Here is an 18,474-nt window from a genome sequence, read left to right as displayed (position 1 = left end):
ATTATAAACTGTTCAAAAATGTAAGTAAGGCTGCGCGATCTTCTTTCGACATGTGAGAGAAAATAGAACGTGAAGCGGCTCCTTCACCGTCATGCCACATGATCGCTTCTGTCAGGTTACGTGCCCGTCCGTCATGTAGGAAATAGGTATGTCCGTTGACAATTTCCTGAAGGCCGATTCCCCACAATGGAGTAGTACGCCATTCACAACCGCGTGCCAGACCACTCGGATAATCATCTGCCAATCCTTGCCCCATGTCATGTAATAAGAAGTCGGAATAGGGGTGAATGATCTGATTACCCAGCCAGGGCAGTTGAGTTCCATTCAGTAATATGCTGCCTCGTGGGCGGGTATGTAGAGTAACGGTATGGCATAAATGGCATTTTGCCTGATAGAACATTTGCTCGCCATGTTTGATGGTTTCATCATCCACATTGCGGCGTGCAGGAACTCCCAATGTCTGCATGTATAAATCGACATCTTCCATGTCACGGGTAGAAATCTCTACACCTTGGTTGGCAAATCCCATCATTTGTGATTGTCCTTCACCAACTTCATGTGGAAAACGGTCGTTGGTTACTCCCAAGTCCGAAGAGAATCCTAGTTCTACTGTTAAATCCTGATGGTTGGCTTTGTTGCCGGATATTCCAATGTCATATTTGCCTTTTTCCGTCACATAATTTAGGCGTCCGCTAATGCCATATTCGGGATAGTTGCTTTGAGCTGCCAACTGTTTCAGTTCATCATGGTTAAGTGCCATCATCTGACCCATGCCGACATGTCGTAAAGGGGCACGTACCGAAATAATCAGATCTTCGGGCTTTATTTCATAATCATACCAATCTGTTATTTCATAATGAGGAGTTATCAATTCATATTCTTCTCCATCGGGAAATTTGAACTTTTCGGTAGTAGTGGTTATCTTTATTTTACCTTCGGCTTTTACACCATAAATGGACTGATCATGTAATACACGGCCATATTCGGGGAAGTATCCTCCGGTTTTGCGTGTAATATAAACCAGCATAGATGAAAAGCCTGCACCGGAACCACCTGTCACCCATGCAGGAGTCGTACGTCCTGTGTTTCTATGGCAAGCTCCGCAGGAATAACCTCCAAAAATGGGACCTAATCCATTACCACTGCCTGTACCTACTCCACGAGAATTATCATACAAACCATCGCCACGATTGAAGCGTGTTAATAATTCACCGGTGACCCAATCTGCATTGGTGTCGTAAGCGCCACTTACGGTAGAAAAGATAGTGGAAATGCCGGCTGATAATTCCTCCGGTTTCGCTATTTCTCCGTTTGGCTTATAAATAATGCCGTCAAAAGCATCATGATCACAACTTTGTAGGAAGCCTATATTTATCGCAACAAAGAGGATTCTTCCCAATCGCCTTGGGAATCCTCCTCGTAATGCTTTGATAACCGGCTTTCCTAAAAGAAAGAGCTTAGTCATCATAATTAGTATTGTTTATTCTCCTGCTAATTTTGCGCGGACTAAAGCCAGACCGCTACATAAAAATACGCATTGGTTTTGAGCATTCTTAACTTCAGTAGTAGCACCTAAATTGTTACGGAATGGGTGAGGTATATCATTGATTGCTGTGATTGTTTCCTGAATCTGCTTAACAACCATGTCATTCAATGTCGGATTCACTTTTTTCATGATAGAGCACAGACTTGCACTAGCAACAGTTCCGTCTAAACTACCATAGTAAGCATTACGGATGCTGTAAATGTTATCTGTATAGTCATCTAAAGAGTTCCAGCTATACCAGGATTCTACGGCTAATACACCACCTTCTTTATCTCCGCTGTTCCACTTATCTACCGGATCTCCGATTTTCGTTGCACCTACTTCATTGGCAATTCCTTCTGCACCATTGTCAGAGTTTAGTATCATTGCAACAGATTGTTTGATATTGCTTATAGAGTAAGTTCCGTTAGGTGCTTTCATTGCATCTTTATAGGCACCGTTCTCCAGATTTTTACCTTCTGTCCAACCTTTTAACAAAAGCTCTGTGTCTTTTGACATACGTCCGACAACAGCCTTGAGGTATCCTATTTTATTAGCATCCAGGTCTGTGATTTTTTTTGCTTCACCGTCTTCAAACAATAAATATTCGGCTGTATGGAAACCACGCAAGTTCTGTGGTGCATCAGCTGGTGCGTCATCATCATCGTTTACATCGCCTCCAACAGCATCTTCCCAATTCCCAGACTGTAGAATTGCATCAATACCTCCTTTATCTAAAGGCCAGCTATCCAGACTAGGATCGAGCTTATTCAAATCTGCAGGACCATATAAAAAGGCCTCACTTTTTTCCCAAGGTTTACGTGCTGCAACCCAGGCGTCTGCTGCATTGGCTACATCATTATCACTGGAGGACGTTGATAACTTTTGTACTGCCGTGTTTAATGCGGTTACTTTATTGTACATATCTTCATAAGTAGGAATCACTACATCATCTACATACGTTGCAACCGCAGCTTTTAATTCATCATCTGTTGCAGTGCCACTGTCCGGGGTATTAAAACCCGCAAATGGATTTGGTGAAACATCTTCTTTTTTAGAATCTTCACTACAAGAGGTCATTGCCATACATACCCCTATTGCCATTATAGGCAAAAATTTCCATGTTTTCATTTTTGTTGTTATTAAAAAGTTATATTTATTTCTTGATAAACCAACCAATATAGGCTATGCCTACAGAGACTAAGTTTTCGTCGTTATATTTTCCACCTCCTATGGAGCGGTGAGTGTAGTCTGCTTTAATCACTAGATTGGGTAGAGCGTAGTAATTCAATCCTGCTGTTACGGCTGATACCTGAAAACGTTTGTCGGCCAACAAACCTGTGTTAGCTTCTGTCTTTTCCATCGGATTGTAATATTCATAACGAATAAAAGGATAGATACGGGGAGCTTTTGAGTTAAAGAAAGAACTTATATTATATCCTGCTTCGCCTCCATAACTGACTGCATTCTGTGCTACTGTTGTATTAGGGTAACCGGAAGCAGCTGAAGAACTGTTATTGATTGTAGTTAAGGCTCCGCTTGCCCCTAAATTTCCATAAACGGCATTTCCGCGTACAATCAGATTGTTATTAAAGCCTTTGTATTGTAAATCACCGGTTACAATAGTTACCGGGAATTTATAACCTGTATTTCTCCAAGGTTTAGTTCCATTCTTTGCAGTCTGGTTGTAATAGAAAGAAGCACCTACTCTTAATCCTTTCACTCCATGGTAGTTAACACGGGCTACAAAAGCCGGGCTGGTAAAATTGTTTACTTCGAAGGCTCCTTGTCTACCGTTTTTTATCCAGTCTTCACTGCGAAAGCCTTGTGGATCAAGACCATTGACTAATTGAAGTTCGTAATCAAATCGTCCTATCTCGCCAAATACGGCAATACCTGTTTCATGCCATGTTGAAGGTAATATGGTTGTTTCACCTTCCGGACGGTAGACTCCAAAGAAATTGATTGGCTCATGGTGGTTATTTGTCAATCCTACCGGTACAATCATATGTCCGAAACGCAGATTGATGTGTTTATTAATGAGGCGGGTGATATGAAATTGTTCCAAAGCTACTTCACCACCTTTTTCAATCTCTGTTTCATACTCGCCATTCTCTTCAAACCATTCTATTTCACGAGCTGCTCCCGTGCCTCCATATTCAAATTCGATTTCGGTGCTCAACACCCATTTGGAAGAGAATTTATAATCGAAGGCTAATACAAAACGTGGAATGGAAATCTCTCCACGATTTAGTTTACCGGAACCATTTGGAGTGAAACGATTAAAATTATAATCTTTATAGCTTGCTGCCATTTCTCCATATCCTCCGAAACGAAATTTAGTATATTCTTCTGTGGAAGAAGTTTTACTGTCTTTAGACTTCTCTTCTGTTTCCTGTGCTGAAAGTGTACGGTAAGATGACAGGAAACAAAGAATAATGATTGCAGTTAATTTTCTCATCTTTTTTATAATTTTTTCGACTGCAAAGTTATGTGAGGTTAAAAATAACCGCAATACCCAATAGTAGGCATAGTTATTTCTTAAATTCAGTATATGTAGGTAATTTAAAACTAATGAGTGAATATAAGGATATATGTAACGAAATAAAACAAATAAAGGTGTATTACAGTATGATGAAATTTACTGAAATACACCTTTGTTTGTTCTAACATGTGAGATTAGTCGGATTAGTATCTGTCGGCTGTCATGGACAAATAGAAAATGCTGCCAATGTATGGGCAGTGTGGTGTGGCTTTTGTTTGTAATTGAGCGAATCGTTTCTTTTACAGCCAGTTCCCTTGAGTATCTCTACCATCAAGAAACAGCCTTTTCAGAAACGATTCAACTCAGATAAACTACATACAAACAAAGCTAAACTTATGCTAAGGTTATCGCTTAAACTGCTATCTTTATACCTTCTTTTTTACTGCAATATCGTTTGCATTGCTGGCAAAGGTCATATCCCAGCATGGCTCCTAAAATAAAATCTTCTTCGGCAGTCAGTTGGTTTAAAGGACGGATGATGATGTGCCGCATGGCTTCCATACATTCTGCCTTTCCAAAAAACAGGTTGATTTTATTGGTACCTACTTCCTGTATCATATAACTGATCTTTTGATTTTTCAATCGGCGGATGGCAAACTCTTCGTGCTCTTTACTCATTGTGTAAAGTACCATGTTGCGTACGCCTTTCTTAAACTCATAAATATGATTAAGAAAAATTCGGATTTCGCCGGGGATGATTCTTTCAGTTGCCATGATGCAAAGTATTCTTTTTATGTTAAGGTAAAATTAGCTAATTTCTTGTTTCACTTGTTCAGCCCATGCGCTGATACGTTCGTCTGTTTTGCTATCTTCGTTGACTTCGTCAAGTGGAAGACCTACAAACTTACCGTCTACGACGGCAATGGAGGAATCGAAGGTATAGCCTGCAGTATCTGTTGCTCCACAGAATTTACAGTGGGTATCTTTCAGATCTTCATAAAGAATACCTATTGCGTCACAGAATGTGTCGCTATACGAGTCAGAGTCGCCGCAACCGAACAGAGCTACAGATTTGTGGGATAAATCACACTTCTTTAAAACTTTGACTCCATCGTACCAGTCGTCTTGGAGTTCGCCTGCTCCCCATGTGGAAGAACCGAGCACCAATACGTCATATTCATTGACTAATGCCTCTGTTAGCTTGGATACATCAAATACATCTGCCGATGGTACATCTAATTTCTCTGCTATTCGACGGGCAAGGTCTTCTGTTGTTCCGGTTGTGGAACCATAAAATACACCAATTTTATTCATCTTTGATTCGTTTTTAAATGTAACGCTGCAAAGATAGAGGGTCTTAAAGAAATAGGAAATCCCCATTTATAATGGAAGATTTGTCTCCTTCTCATTATAAATGGGGATATATGGAATAAAAAATGGTCGATCTTTTTAATGGTGGAACAAGCGGATGCCTGTAAATGCCATTGCCATATTGTATTTGTCGCAAGTTCCAATCACATGATCGTCACGTACTGATCCGCCCGGTTGTGCAATATAGCTGACGCCACTCTTGTGTGCGCGTTCTATATTATCTCCGAATGGGAAGAATGCATCCGATCCTAAAGCTACGCCTGTCATCGTATCCAACCATGCCCGTTTTTCTTCGCGTGTCAGTATTTCCGGCTTTTCGGTGAAGAACTGTTGCCAGATGCCGTCTGCCAGTACGTCGTCATAATCTTCCGAGATGTAAACGTCAATTGTATTGTCACGGTCTGCACGACGGATTTTCTCAATCCATGGCAAGTTCATCACTTTCGGGTGTTGGCGTAAATACCAGATATCTGCTTTATTTCCTGCCAAGCGCGTACAGTGGATACGTGACTGTTGGCCTGCGCCAATACCGATTGCCTGTCCGTCTTTGGCATAACATACAGAATTGGATTGTGTATATTTTAAAGTGATTAAGGCAATGATTAAGTCGCGTTTTGCATCAGCCGGGATTTTCTTGTTCTGCGTAGGCATCTCTTTCAAAAGACTTTCATCGATCTTCAATTCGTTTCTTCCTTGTTCGAAAGTTACTCCGAATACATCTTTATGTTCGATAGGAGCCGGGCGGTATGCAGGATTTATCTTTATTACATTATAGGTTCCTTTTCTTTTATTCTTTAGAATCTCCAGTGCTTCGGGAGTATAGTCAGGAGCAATGACGCCGTCGGATACTTCACGGTTGATGATGCGTGCTGTTTCTTCGTCGCAAGTGTCGGACAATGCGATAAAGTCTCCGTAAGACGACATACGGTCTGCTCCACGTGCACGGGCGTATGCTGTAGCCAATGGAGATAGTTTCATGTCATCGACAAAATAAATCTTCTTCAGCGTGTCACTCATTTCTACCGCAACAGCAGCACCTGCAGGGCTGACATGTTTAAAAGAAGCGGCGGCCGGCAGTCCGGTAGCTTCTTTCAGTTCTTTCACTAGTTGCCAACTGTTGAATGCATCCAATAGATTGATATAACCGGGACGTCCATTCAATACTTCGATGGGGAGTTCGCCTTCTTTCATGAAGATACGGGCAGGCTTTTGATTAGGGTTGCAGCCGTATTTCAGTTCGAGTTCGTTTGCCATTTTATTAATTACAAATTACGAGTTACTAATTACAAATTGATAGCGACAAAATTACTAAAAAAAGACTAGCTTGCCTAAAGTTGCGCCACAAAATAGTAGCATATAATTAGTATTTGGCTATTTCCGGCGAATTAAAATACCTATAAATGATGATTGCATTTCAGCAAAATATTCCGTTCCTTTGCAGTCTCTAATATAAATAGGTATGATGGATAATTTACAAAAATATAAGTCAACTGATAAGATGATCGATCTCATCAGCGATAATTATTCTTTGTTGCAAGTGATGAGTCGTTTTGGGCTTTCGTTGGGGTTCGGTGACAAGACAGTCAAGGAGGTTTGTGAACTGAATGGAGTAGACTGCCGGACCTTTCTGATTGTAGTCAACTTTATGGCTGAAGGCTTTTCCCGGCTCGATGGAGATAAAGATGATATTTCCATACCTGCATTGATTGATTATCTGCGGCAGGCACATATTTATTTTCTGGATTTTTCTCTTCCTGCTATTCGTCGTAAACTGATCGAGGCAATCGACTGTTCGCAAGACGATGTTGCTTTTCTCATCCTTAAGTTTTTCGATGAATATACACGAGAGGTGCGTAAACACATGGATTATGAAGAGAAAACCGTATTTAAGTATGTCGATTCATTGATTAAAGGAGTTGCTCCCAAAAACTATCAGATCAGTACGTTTTCCAAGCATCACGATCAGGTAGGGGAGAAATTGACAGAACTGAAAAATATCATTATTAAATATTGCCCTGCCAAAGCAAATGAGAATCTTCTGAACGCGGCTCTTTTCGACATATATGCTTGCGAAGCCGGACTGGAATCTCATTGCAAGGTTGAGGACTATATTTTTGTTCCTGCTATTCTGAATTTGGAAAGGAGGATTAGGGAAAATGAAAAATAACGAAGTCGTTCGAATAGCTATTGCAGAGACTTCTGTAATTATTCGTGGTGGATTGACTGCTGCATTGAAGCGTCTTTCTAACGTAAAAGTGCAACCAATAGAATTGTTGTCTGTTGAAGCTTTGCACGATTGCGTCCGGACGCAATGTCCGGAGATGTTGATTGTCAATCCTACTTTTGGTGATTACTTTGATGTAGCTAAGTTTCGAGATGAAATATCCGGTAAAAGAATACGTTTAATAGCTTTGGTTACTTCTTTTGTAGATGCTTCATTATTGGGTAAGTATGATGAGTCTATTTCAATATTCGATGATTTGGAAACTCTTTCTAAGAAAATTGCAGGTTTACTGAATGTGGTTTCCGAGGAAGAAGAGATGGATAATCAGGACACGCTTAGCCAGCGGGAAAAGGAGATCGTCATCTGTGTGGTGAAGGGAATGACAAATAAGGAAATAGCGGAAAAGCTATTTTTGTCGATTCATACGGTGATTACACATCGGAGAAATATTAGCAAAAAATTGCAAATACATAGTGCTGCCGGTTTGACTATCTATGCTATTGTAAATAAGTTGGTTGCGTTGAGCGATGTGAAAGATTTATAGCCTGCGGAAGTGTTATAAAATATAAAACCGTTTGCGCACACGAAAAATATTCGTACCTTTGCAAAGCAGTTGAGAAATTGCTGTTAGTTTATAAGGTAAAAGAAAATATTAAATAAGGTATTAGATTAGATAGTTTTAAGGTATAAAAGTTTTTTAGTTTAGTTCAATAGGATAAGTTTTTAATAGAAGGTAAAAGGATAACAATAGGTAAGACGTTTTTAGGTAAAAAGAAAATTGGTTTTCAGGAAATTTGAGGTACTATAGAAAAGCCTTTAGGCTTTTCTGATGCAGTGGCGAGTGGTTCTATAAAAAGAATTAGCTCGTTTTTTTATTATATGCGATTTAAGTCGGTCGTATTGTTATGGGTTAAACAGAGAGCATTATTATTAGTCTAGATTATATAGTGGGTTTAAGAATCCCTGTGAGCGTAAAAAAATAGTGACGGTATATGACAATGATACCGTTACTATCCCATACATATCCCGTCACTATCCTTGCCGGATAGCGTCACTATTTTGTGGACGAAAACTTATCGATGAATATGGTTGCTTGATCTTGCAGGTTAGGAGGGTAATAAAAAACAAAATCCCGACGAAATCGCTTCGGCGGGACTCTATTTCATTTTTTACTTAAATGTGGCTACGTAATAAAATTATGACTAATTAATTCAATTCTGATACTGCAAAGATAATGCGTTTCAGAATGTGTCACAATCACCTTTATGAGGTATATTCTGTAGCTATTCTCACTATTTATGGTTAGTAGCAGGTGTTTTCTCTACTTTTTTCCACTCTTTAGTCTCGAAATCGTATGTTTTTATGATTCTTGCAGGGCATCCGGCACATATTGAATAGGGTGGGACGGAATGGCTGACTACACTTCCGGCAGCCACTACACAATGTTTCCCTAAAGTTACTCCCGGTAGAATGACTGAATTGGCGCCTACCCATACATCATCTTCGATGACAACGGGCAGTGTGCTGACGCCTTGTTCGTCAATCATCTTTTCTGCATCCTGATAATTATGGTTGAGCCCTGTGACCGTTACATTCTGTGCCAGGTTGACATGATCGCCAATATTAACCGGACCTATGATTGTGTTTCTCAATCCGATGCGTGTGTAATCTCCTATTGTTAAGTTGCCAACTGCATTATTCAGACAGGAGAAGTCTTCGACAACAGAATATCTACCCAAAGAGAACCGGTTGAAAGGAGGGAGGTCTTTGCGTACACTCCGATAGATGACAGAGCCCTTTCCGCGTTTCAGGTATATGAAATCGAAGAGCCGTATCCACCAATTAGGGCGAGTTTTAACGGGATGCATGATAAAACGATGTGCAGCTTGTTTTAAGCCGGGGTTTTCTTTAATTCGCTGTTTAAGTGTTTTCTTCTCCATATTGAATGTTTTTTCTTCTTTTTGTCCTCTACCAGATAATCAGGAATTGCCAGGCTATAAGTGATTAATAGACCGAAAAGTGCAATCCACCATCCGAATGATAAGGTCCAATTATATATGGTAATCAACGAAGCCCAGATACTTACGAAGATACATAATGTAAGCGGAGAAGGCGTTAATTGTTGTACGATCCGGTTGCAGAAACTCCAGTTTCCTTCAAATATGGAAGGGAGTAAGTAGGAAGTTGTTTTCCGAATACGTTTACGGTAAGGACAGACGGGCGCGGACTGGCAATAAACGATCACATCCGGCAAGTAGTCAATGTATATATTCTGTCGGAATAATTTTCGTTCAATATTAGTCTTAGAACTTTTCATGTTCTTTTGCAGCCATTTTAGGTCAATTGCCATATTAGTCCCCAATAAATTGGATGACAGTCCGAATTGTGTATTGCCGGCTCTGCAGAGGCTGTTTTTTATTTCCTCACGTATGGCTTGGAAGCGATTACGGACACCTTTGCGGTTTTCTACTACCGTATGTAGTTGGATGGCTTGTACACCGGCATCATAGGCATTATATATCTTATTCAGGAATTGCGGAGATAAAGCGCATGCTGTATTGGACAGGAAGAGAACCAGGGCGTATCGTTCCTGATCTAAACTGTTGATTGTCTGATGCAGATTGCTGTATGTGATAAACTCGTACGCCTCTTCTTTATACATGTCCGGAAGAATACTTCCCTCCGGAACGAGAATGGCGCAACCATATTCTTTTTGAGCTTTCGGGTAGATGATATGTTTGCAATGTGAGGCTATGGCCATCACAAAGAGGTATAGGAGCAAAAGTCCTGTACAGAAGAATACCAGATCATCTATTATGTAGATATAAGAGTCTATCATCTGGAAGGAGATTATACATTCTCTTTTTGAATGAATGCAGTAACTGTTTTCAGAATAATCTTTATATCCAACCAGAAAGAGAATGTCTTTGCATAGGTGATATCCAATTGCTTGCGTTCTTCAGCAGAAAGTTTACCGGCTTCGCCTCTTTTCTCTACCTGCCATAAACCGGTCAATCCGGCCGGACCCATAAAACGGTCGATGTGTTCATCGCTTGTCAGTAACTCGGCTTCATAGAGTGGGAGAGGGCGGTTGCCTACTATTGACATATCCCCTTTTAAGATATTAATAAGCTGGGGTAATTCGTCAATACTATATTTACGTATAATACGTCCAATCTTAGTTATTCGAGGGTCATTTTCCAGTTTGACGAAAGCATTGCTTTTTTCCTTGGACTTCTTATTAATGTAGTCTTCTTCGGAGATTACGAAATCGTCGGATATCAAGAGGATTTCTTCTTCATTGATTTCTTCATTCACTTCCGCTTCCGGTTCTTCTCCCCAAATATCCTCATCTTCCTGCTGGTATTGGTTAAGGGCATTGAAATCTTTTAAATGCTTGTCGGCATCGGTATACATCGAACGGAATTTAAGGAAGTCGAATATCTGATAATTGCTCCCTACTCGTTTGGATTTGTAGATAATGGGACCCTTGCTTTCTACCCGGATAGCTAGTGCAGTAAAGATTAAGAGAGGAGAAAGACATAATATCGCCATTCCTGAAAAGAATATATCAAAAGTTCTTTTCCATAAAGGCAGTCGGAAAGCATTTATATTTTGTGCTTTCAGTTGGAGTGCCTTTATTTTCTGATCTTTTCTTCGTTTAAGGAAAGTTGATAAATTTTTTACAGCCTCCTGGCTTGTTTCATATTTTATCGTATTGTTGATACCGGCTTTAAGGTATTCAGATGCTTCTTCCTTAGATAAGGAGTCGATAACGAGTACCATATAAAGCCCCGGATACTTTTTACGCATGTATTGGATATCTGCAATATCTTTGGATATGTTCACTTGCTCGAAAAATAGAGCGGCGTCGTATTTTTCGCGTATTTTCTCCAATACTTTGACAGCTTTGCTACAGTTGGGCGCAGCATAGAATACCCCAATACTTAGTCGGGAGAGTAGTTCTATTGTTTTGCTATCTCTGCCTATATAAACAAAATATTGCATGTGTAGAAGACCCGGTATTAGTCAATAATCTTTTTGATTCGGATTTTGAGTTCCAAAGGGTTGAATGGTTTCAGGATATAGTCTTCTGCTCCCTCTTCCAATAGTCTGATTCTTTCCGTTGTACTTTCCTCACTGGATAACATAACGATAGGAATTGACTTGAATAATTCATTGTTCTTCATGTATCTTAAGAATTCATCCCCCATCATGAGAGGCATACGAATGTCTGAAATAATGAGGTCAGGTACATTGCCTTCATTAAGCCATTCTATTGCTTTGATGGGATCTTCCAAATAGGTAAAATCATACTCTTTTCCTAGATACACACCGGCCACTTTTCCGATTGTCGATTTATCATCGACTAGTAATATTTTTTTCTTCATACGAATAGACCTTTCTATCGCTTGCTTTGTTATTTGATTTGTAGATTAAGATTGTTGTCACATAATATTTGTGATACACTGCAAATATAGATATTATTTTAGAATAATCCCCAATCTGGAGAGTAAAATTCGTGATATATCTTTTTTTTCTATTAATTGCAACTTACAGCATCTTAATGAAAAAACACGGATTCCTGTTTTATGAAATCCGTGTTAAAGATTAATTGTTAGGCTTTATTTATATACTCTTGATGAATCAAAAGTTTTCCACCATTCTTCATTCTTAGTACCGCCACTGGTTACCCAACTTTCGAATAATGAGTAAGCAGATTTGATATTCACATATTCCAACGGCCATTTGAAGTCTGTCGGAACCATGATTCCCCATGCCAGGTTATCTTTGCTGATATAATATCTCTTGCGGGAAGTAGAGCTATCGTCGTTGTTTCCTCCGAACAAATCGGTATTTGCCAACTTAGTTGGCTGATAGCCGACAATATGAATCTCCTTACGCTGGTTCCTGTTTCCTTCTACGAAGATGAAAACATTCAGTTTGTTGATATTAAGTTCATCCACAGAGATAGGATTGTTGAACTTTATAGTGAAGCTGATATTTTTAGGACTCGTATTAGCAGAGTGGCCTGCAATCGTGTTAATCTGTTCGTAACGGTCTCTTCCCAAAGCTTTGTGAGCATCGTCAAATAATGGAATAACCGCATAGTCCTGTCCATTCTCAATCAGATTACTATTCACATTGAAACCTTTAAAAAGAGAGTTATCACTGAATTCCACCGGCTGCGTAATGGTGCTGGCAGGAACACCGTCCAGCATGATAGCAGCTCCAATACTCTTGGTAGCTCCGGTAGCCGATAAATCAAGACTTAACGTGAACTCTTCTGCTTTATTGCTCTTGTTGATAGAGATCTTTCTTTCCTTGACAATCAGAACAAGGTCGTTCATATCGTAATCCCCATATAAAGGCCATTGGTCTTCAAACAGATAAGCATAATTACGATTATCATCCATGATGATCGGGAACTTAGGATCTTCAGGATCTCCTCCTTCATTACCATTATTCTTGGTACCTGTACAGACTTCTATCGCAACTTTGGATTCTCCCATTTTGGTAAAGTATGCGCCATTCAATACATGGAAGTTCTCCCACCATTGTTCCTTTTTAACGTGGTTATCACATTCAATAACCAAATTTCCATCATACGTGAAACCTTGTCCGGTGATAACCGGTGATTTGATCATAGAAGTATTTTCGCCTTTTCCATAAAACTTGGCATAACCGGGAGGTATGCTGATACTTGTCGTAGCATCCAGCATAGAACCATCACTTAAATTTACTGTTCCATTAACAAACTCCATTTTAGGAGCTTTCAAATATCCTTGAGTAAAGTTAAACGTCGCTCCGTTGGCATAGAAAGAGGTAGTTGCTTCCATGCTACAAGCGTTATTGACAGTCGTATTGGTAAGACTGATGGTTGTAAACTTCATGATGTTGTTGTTAGTAGCAACAGCGTCGGAATTTGCAATTAATTTCTCTCCATAAATCTCTCCGTTATTTTCCAATGAGAAATTAGACGGCAGATTTAATTCTCCTTCCAAACTGATTTTATTGTCATTCACAATTTTCGTATTGGAATTGATTGAGATATTCTTGCTGGCTATGGTTCCTTTGTTGTAGAGTGTTGCACCGGAATGTAGCGTCATTGTGTTTACTACAGTCAGTGTGCCCCAGTTTCTTAATGCGGCAGGCGCTCCATTAGTGAATGATATATCCTCTGCATTTACTTCTCCCTTTTCCATAATGGTCAACATGGAGTTTCTAATGAACGTCATGGTTCCTGATGCTTCAATTTTAGCATTATTCATCACAATGATTTCAATTCCGTTTTGGAATTGGAATGTTGCGGGAATCGTCCATTTGGCATCTACATAAACTTTGGTTGCAATCTCACCATCATAACCGTCAAACTTGAATGTGCCGGTATAGTCAGAGGTGATTTTGTAAGAAGCATCACGCTGCAAAGTGGTTCCTGACATTTCAGTCACTTCTTTTGCATTAGCAGGTATGGAATAGTAATCAGGCTTTTCAAATGAAAAGCCTCTTGTAGCAGCGGCACGACTCATCAACGCCCTATTTTGTGCAGTGGATCCTGCATAATAGAGTTTACAGATCATGTTATCGCTGTTTTCCGGCACATCGAACTGATATACCTGTTCACGTCCTCTAGGGTCGGTTTGCTTCACATAAATACCCTTTTGAGTTGGCAGCAGACTGATAGCGGCTGTAACTTTAAAGTTGTTTTCTTTATTAGCTGTTCTTGTAGCTAGTACGGAGGCATTTTCGTTAGTTAAGGGATCATCTGCATATATTTCAACTAAATAAGCAAATAACCCTCCTTCTTCATCTTTCACTTCGACCGAGACATTTTTAGTGGTTATCATGCTCCAATCGATATCATCGGGAGCAGCAAAGCCATCTCCCATCGGGTTAGGTGTTTCGTAAGACGGATCATAGAGATCCTTTCCAGAGTCAACACAACTAGACATAGTACCTGCCATTGCTATTGCAATGATAGGTACAAATTGAATTGTTTTCTTCATCATAATGTATTATTGCTTGATTGTTTGTAACCAAATCCATTACAAAAATAACTGCATATCTTTTATTGGAAATGTTTTTTCTGTTATTTTATAGAGTGAAAACAACTATATTTCCGTTTTGGTTCTTCTTTGGCTCTTTTAGGTTTGATTCGGCCTTGATGATGATGAAAAGAATGCCCTTGATTTTCACTTTTATACAACTGTTTAAAATGAAAATCAAGGGGTTATAATAGATGGATTTAACTTAAGACTTGGTGATCTCTCCTATTAAGCAGGAGTTCATTTTATATCGGATATCCTTGTTGGGTAATCCATGTCCCAATAAAAACATGAGCTTTGTTATGGCACATTCGGGAGTACTGTCATATCCACTGATTACACCTGCTTCCAGAAGATGCATTCCTGTTTCGTAACGTCCCATTTCTACTGCTCCGGAGGCACATTGTGTAATGTTGACAATGATAATTCCACGATCGGTAGCTTCCTTTAGTTGGCGGATGAACCATTCTTTTTGCGGAGCATTTCCCGAACCGAAGGTTTTCATGACAACCGCTTTCAATCCCGGAACATGAAGCAGAGAAGTCACGATACTCTCTTGAATGCCCGGAAAAAGCGTTAGAATAACCACATTGGTGTCGAACAGATAATGTGGTTTTAACGGTTTTGTCGGGTCTGGTTTCCGAATGAGATTAGGTTCATATTTAATGTGGATACCTACCCGTGCCAATGGCGGATAATTGAAAGATCGGAAAGCGTTGAAATTCTCCGCATTGATTTTGGTGGTACGGTTACCGCGCATTAAATGATTCTCAAAGAAAATACAAACTTCAGGAACGATGGCTGTACCATCCGGGTTTTTAGCTGCAGCAATTTCGATGGCTGTGATGAGGTTTTCCTTTCCGTCTGTGCGCAAAGTCCCGATCGGGAGCTGGGAACCTGTGAGGATGACAGGTTTACTTAGATTTTCGAGCATGAAACTTAGTGCAGAGGCAGTGTAAGCCATTGTGTCTGTTCCATGAAGGATGACGAAACCATCGAAATAATCATAATTGTAATTGATGATCTTTACCAGTTTTGCCCAGTAAGCAGGTTCCATGTCCGAAGAGTCGAGAGGGGGATCGAACTGGTAGGAAGAGATGCGATAGTTGAATCTTTTTAGCTCGGGCACATGTTTAAGCAAATGATCGAAGTTGAAGTTTTCTAAAGCGCCTGTTTCCGGATTCTCTATCATTCCGATAGTTCCACCCGTGTAAATTAACAAAACGGAAGGGGTTTCTGCTCTCATAATTGTTGAATTACTGTTAAAACACTGACAAAGATATAGATTAATTACGAATTATGAGCAGTAAATGATGAATTTGTATGTAGTTTATGATGAAATGTTATAAATCTGAATAATTATGCGGAATAATCAGATGAATTATAAGAAAATGGCTTCTATATCGTTATAGGTAAATAATCAAAGTAATTAAGCAGAATAACCGTACCAAATCATTCTACTTAATTACTGATTGCCGGATTGCCGTCTGTTGTACTTACTTCAATGCTTCTTTTAATTTCAGAATAGCTTTTTCCGGGTCTTTTTCTTCTTCAAGCAGAGTGACGAACTTGCTTCCGATGATAGCTCCGGAAGCGTGTTCACAAGCTGCTTGGAATGTCGCTTTATTGGAGATGCCAAACCCTACCATCAACGGATTGTTCAGGTGCATATCTTCTATCTTTTTGAAGTAAGCCCGTTTTTGTTCGTTGAAATCCTGTTGCGCTCCGGTGGTTGCTGCTGATGAAACCATATAAATAAATCCGCTGGTATGTGTATCTATCTCGCGTACCCGTTCTTCGCTGGTTTCCGGTGTGATGAGCATAATCACTCTGATGTTATAGCGTTCGGCAATGATACGATAATGTTCTTGATAATCACGGAAAGGGAGGTCAGGGATAATGACGCCGTCGATACCACATTCCACACATTTACGGCAGAAATTCTCAAATCCGAATTGCATGATTGGATTTAAATATCCCATAAGTACAAGTGGGATTTTTACGTCTTTGCGAATATCCCGTAATTGTTCAAAAAGAAGTTTTAGAGACATACCGTTGCGCAATGCCTGAGTAGCGGCATTCTGAATAACAATGCCATCTGCCATCGGGTCACTGAAAGGAATGCCGACTTCAATCATGCTCACTCCGTGCTTTTCGAGCGTGCGGATTACATCGGCAGTGCCATCTAAAGTAGGAGTACCGGCACAAAAATAAATAGAAAGTATGTCTTTCTTGTTACTATTGAAAAGTTGATTAATTCTATTCATGACGTTGAAATTTTTAGATTATGATTTTAATTCATTTAAAAATGTCCGGATACGCTCCGGATCCTTTTCTCCCGGTTTCAATTCAAAACGGCTGTTGAGATCGTATCCGGCAAGCCGGGGATGCTTGAACTCTTTCAGGGCATTGGCACTGTACGAGTTAATACCTCCACTCAATAGAAAGGGTACATGTCCATTGTACATATCCAGAATGCTCCAGTCGAATTGATTTCCCGAACCACCATACTGTTCGCATTTGGTATCGAACAGAAAAAGATCACAGACTTTTTCATAGTCATATACCTTTCTCAAATCTTTGGGACGGTCTACTGAAAAGGTCTTGATGATTTTCAATCCAGTGGAATGTAAGGACCGGCAGTATTCCGGCGATTCATTTCCGTGGAGCTGCACATAATTCAGTCCGAAACGATCAGCATACATGCTGATTGTCTGCTTGTCTTCGTTGACGAAAACTCCGACACGCTGAGCGTGAATGGGCAAGTAAGCCGGAAGCTCGTAGACATATCGGGGAGATTTAGGATAGAAGATGAATCCCAGCATATCTATGCCTTCGATAGACTCTACGTCCTGTATGTTTTCAGCTTCACGCATACCGCATACTTTGATAATTTTTCCGTTAATCATAGGGCTGTCCGTTTTGAATAATTAGTTTATTGGATTGCTTGCAGGAAATTCTGTAAAGTTTCTCCCGGTTGCTGTGTTTTCATAAATGTTTCACCGATCAGGAATCCCCGGAATCCGGCTGCCCGAAGTCGTTTTACTATTTCCGGGTCGGAGATGCCGCTCTCGGATACCAATACAGCATCTTGGGGGAGTTGTCCGGCCAAGCGGAAAGAGTTTTCTACATCAGTGAAGAAAGTACCTAGATTACGGTTGTTGATTCCTACCATATCTATTTTCTTGTTGATGTATATTAATTCCTCGGAGCTGTGAATCTCCAGGAGAACTTCCAGACCTAGTTCATGAGCTTTTTCTGCAAGTTCATTACATTTCTCCGGTTCTAATGCGGCTGCGATAAGAAGTACGGCATCGGCACCGACAATTTTGGCTTGATAAAGCTGGTATTCGTCAATGATGAAGTCCTTCCTAAGAATGGGGATCTCTACCAAAGGGCGTGCAGTGCGGATATCCTTCAGGCTTCCTCCGAAAAACTTCTCGTCGGTAAGGATGGAAAGGGCGGAGGCTCCTGCTGCTGCATAGGAGGGGACAATCTCTTCCGGGCATGCTTCTTTCTTTATCCATCCTTTGGACGGAGACCGGCGCTTGAATTCAGCGATAATACCCGATGCAGAAGAGGATAATGCCTGCTTCATAGAACGAGAGGTCGGAGCTTCGCTGATACCTTCCTGTAATTGCTCGATGGAGATAGCCTGCTTTTGCAGGTCAACTTCAAATCGTTTGTTTGCTATAATCTCTGATAATATATCTTTCATCAGTTCGTAGGTTTTTATATTTATGATGATTTAGGCACGGGGTACACGGATTTTACGGCTTCGGATTAACAAGAACTGTGTAATCCGCGTAATCCGTGCCTAATT

General features: G+C 40.2%; 17 protein-coding genes. 2 read left to right on the top strand and 15 right to left on the bottom strand.

Going from position 1 to position 18,474, the window contains the following annotated elements; translation table 11 throughout:
• Position 1 precedes the first annotated feature (1 nt).
• From AB3G73_RS06790 to AB3G73_RS06765, 6 genes are all read right to left on the bottom strand, one after another.
• Positions 2-1,465 (bottom strand): di-heme oxidoredictase family protein, encoded by a 1,464-nt coding sequence (locus AB3G73_RS06790; protein WP_148367666.1) that lies wholly within the window; start codon positions 1,463-1,465, stop codon positions 2-4.
• A 15-nt stretch (positions 1,466-1,480) separates the two neighbouring features.
• Complete coding sequence (locus AB3G73_RS06785) at positions 1,481-2,656, bottom strand: imelysin family protein (RefSeq protein ID WP_148367642.1); 1,176 nt, start codon at positions 2,654-2,656, stop codon at positions 1,481-1,483.
• Between the two features lie 25 nt (positions 2,657-2,681).
• Positions 2,682-3,986 (bottom strand): hypothetical protein, encoded by a 1,305-nt coding sequence (locus AB3G73_RS06780; RefSeq protein ID WP_195649960.1) that lies wholly within the window; start codon positions 3,984-3,986, stop codon positions 2,682-2,684.
• Positions 3,987-4,421: 435 nt separating this feature from the next.
• Complete coding sequence (locus tag AB3G73_RS06775) at positions 4,422-4,784, bottom strand: DUF2023 family protein (RefSeq protein ID WP_148367644.1); 363 nt, start codon at positions 4,782-4,784, stop codon at positions 4,422-4,424.
• A gap of 33 nt (positions 4,785-4,817) precedes the next feature.
• The gene (gene fldA, locus AB3G73_RS06770) at positions 4,818-5,324 is read right to left on the bottom strand and encodes a flavodoxin FldA (RefSeq protein WP_004311873.1); all 507 of its coding nucleotides are present in this window, start codon (positions 5,322-5,324) and stop codon (positions 4,818-4,820) included.
• Positions 5,325-5,459: 135 nt separating this feature from the next.
• The gene (locus AB3G73_RS06765; RefSeq protein ID WP_234133665.1) at positions 5,460-6,635 is read right to left on the bottom strand and encodes a phosphoribosylaminoimidazolecarboxamide formyltransferase; all 1,176 of its coding nucleotides are present in this window, start codon (positions 6,633-6,635) and stop codon (positions 5,460-5,462) included.
• A 208-nt stretch (positions 6,636-6,843) separates the two neighbouring features.
• Here AB3G73_RS06765 and AB3G73_RS06760 point away from each other — a divergent pair, with 208 nt between their 5' ends.
• Together AB3G73_RS06760 and AB3G73_RS06755 are read left to right on the top strand one after the other, a co-directional pair.
• Positions 6,844-7,548 carry a hemerythrin domain-containing protein gene (locus AB3G73_RS06760; RefSeq protein ID WP_148367667.1) on the top strand — a complete coding sequence of 235 codons (705 nt, stop codon included), beginning with the start codon at positions 6,844-6,846 and terminating at the stop codon, positions 7,546-7,548.
• Positions 7,538-8,149 carry a LuxR C-terminal-related transcriptional regulator gene (locus tag AB3G73_RS06755; RefSeq protein ID WP_074559659.1) on the top strand — a complete coding sequence of 204 codons (612 nt, stop codon included), beginning with the start codon at positions 7,538-7,540 and terminating at the stop codon, positions 8,147-8,149. The genes AB3G73_RS06760 and AB3G73_RS06755 overlap by 11 nt, the downstream gene beginning before the upstream one ends.
• A 748-nt stretch (positions 8,150-8,897) precedes the next feature.
• On the opposite strand, the gene AB3G73_RS06750 is transcribed toward AB3G73_RS06755, so the two are convergent.
• The 9 genes from AB3G73_RS06750 to trpC form a co-directional block, all read right to left on the bottom strand.
• Positions 8,898-9,545 carry a DapH/DapD/GlmU-related protein gene (locus AB3G73_RS06750; protein ID WP_234133666.1) on the bottom strand — a complete coding sequence of 216 codons (648 nt, stop codon included), beginning with the start codon at positions 9,543-9,545 and terminating at the stop codon, positions 8,898-8,900.
• Complete coding sequence (locus AB3G73_RS06745; protein ID WP_367743908.1) at positions 9,497-10,444, bottom strand: glycosyltransferase family 2 protein; 948 nt, start codon at positions 10,442-10,444, stop codon at positions 9,497-9,499. The genes AB3G73_RS06750 and AB3G73_RS06745 overlap by 49 nt, the downstream gene beginning before the upstream one ends.
• Before the next feature lie 11 nt (positions 10,445-10,455).
• Positions 10,456-11,613 (bottom strand): sugar transferase, encoded by a 1,158-nt coding sequence (locus tag AB3G73_RS06740; RefSeq protein WP_258981053.1) that lies wholly within the window; start codon positions 11,611-11,613, stop codon positions 10,456-10,458.
• Positions 11,614-11,630: 17 nt separating this feature from the next.
• Positions 11,631-11,996, bottom strand: coding sequence for a PleD family two-component system response regulator (locus AB3G73_RS06735; protein WP_004300114.1), 366 nt, complete (start codon positions 11,994-11,996; stop codon positions 11,631-11,633).
• Between the two features lie 234 nt (positions 11,997-12,230).
• Positions 12,231-14,615, bottom strand: coding sequence for an LruC domain-containing protein (locus AB3G73_RS06730; RefSeq protein WP_259011524.1), 2,385 nt, complete (start codon positions 14,613-14,615; stop codon positions 12,231-12,233).
• Between the two features lie 241 nt (positions 14,616-14,856).
• Positions 14,857-15,897: an asparaginase gene (locus AB3G73_RS06725; protein ID WP_004300111.1), complete on the bottom strand. Its 1,041-nt coding sequence runs from the start codon at positions 15,895-15,897 to the stop codon at positions 14,857-14,859.
• A gap of 250 nt (positions 15,898-16,147) precedes the next feature.
• Positions 16,148-16,918: a tryptophan synthase subunit alpha gene (gene trpA, locus AB3G73_RS06720; protein ID WP_195649966.1), complete on the bottom strand. Its 771-nt coding sequence runs from the start codon at positions 16,916-16,918 to the stop codon at positions 16,148-16,150.
• Between the two features lie 18 nt (positions 16,919-16,936).
• Complete coding sequence (locus AB3G73_RS06715; RefSeq protein WP_195649967.1) at positions 16,937-17,560, bottom strand: phosphoribosylanthranilate isomerase; 624 nt, start codon at positions 17,558-17,560, stop codon at positions 16,937-16,939.
• Between the two features lie 26 nt (positions 17,561-17,586).
• Positions 17,587-18,369, bottom strand: a complete 783-nt coding sequence (gene trpC, locus AB3G73_RS06710; RefSeq protein WP_148367651.1) for an indole-3-glycerol phosphate synthase TrpC — start codon at positions 18,367-18,369, stop codon at positions 17,587-17,589.
• Positions 18,370-18,474 lie beyond the last annotated feature (105 nt).

Source organism: Bacteroides sp. L008 (genome assembly GCF_040812255.1).
GTDB lineage: Bacteria > Bacteroidota > Bacteroidia > Bacteroidales > Bacteroidaceae > Bacteroides > Bacteroides vicugnae.
Note: the sequence above shows the minus strand (reverse complement) of the source record. Positions and strands in the feature narration are given on the sequence as shown.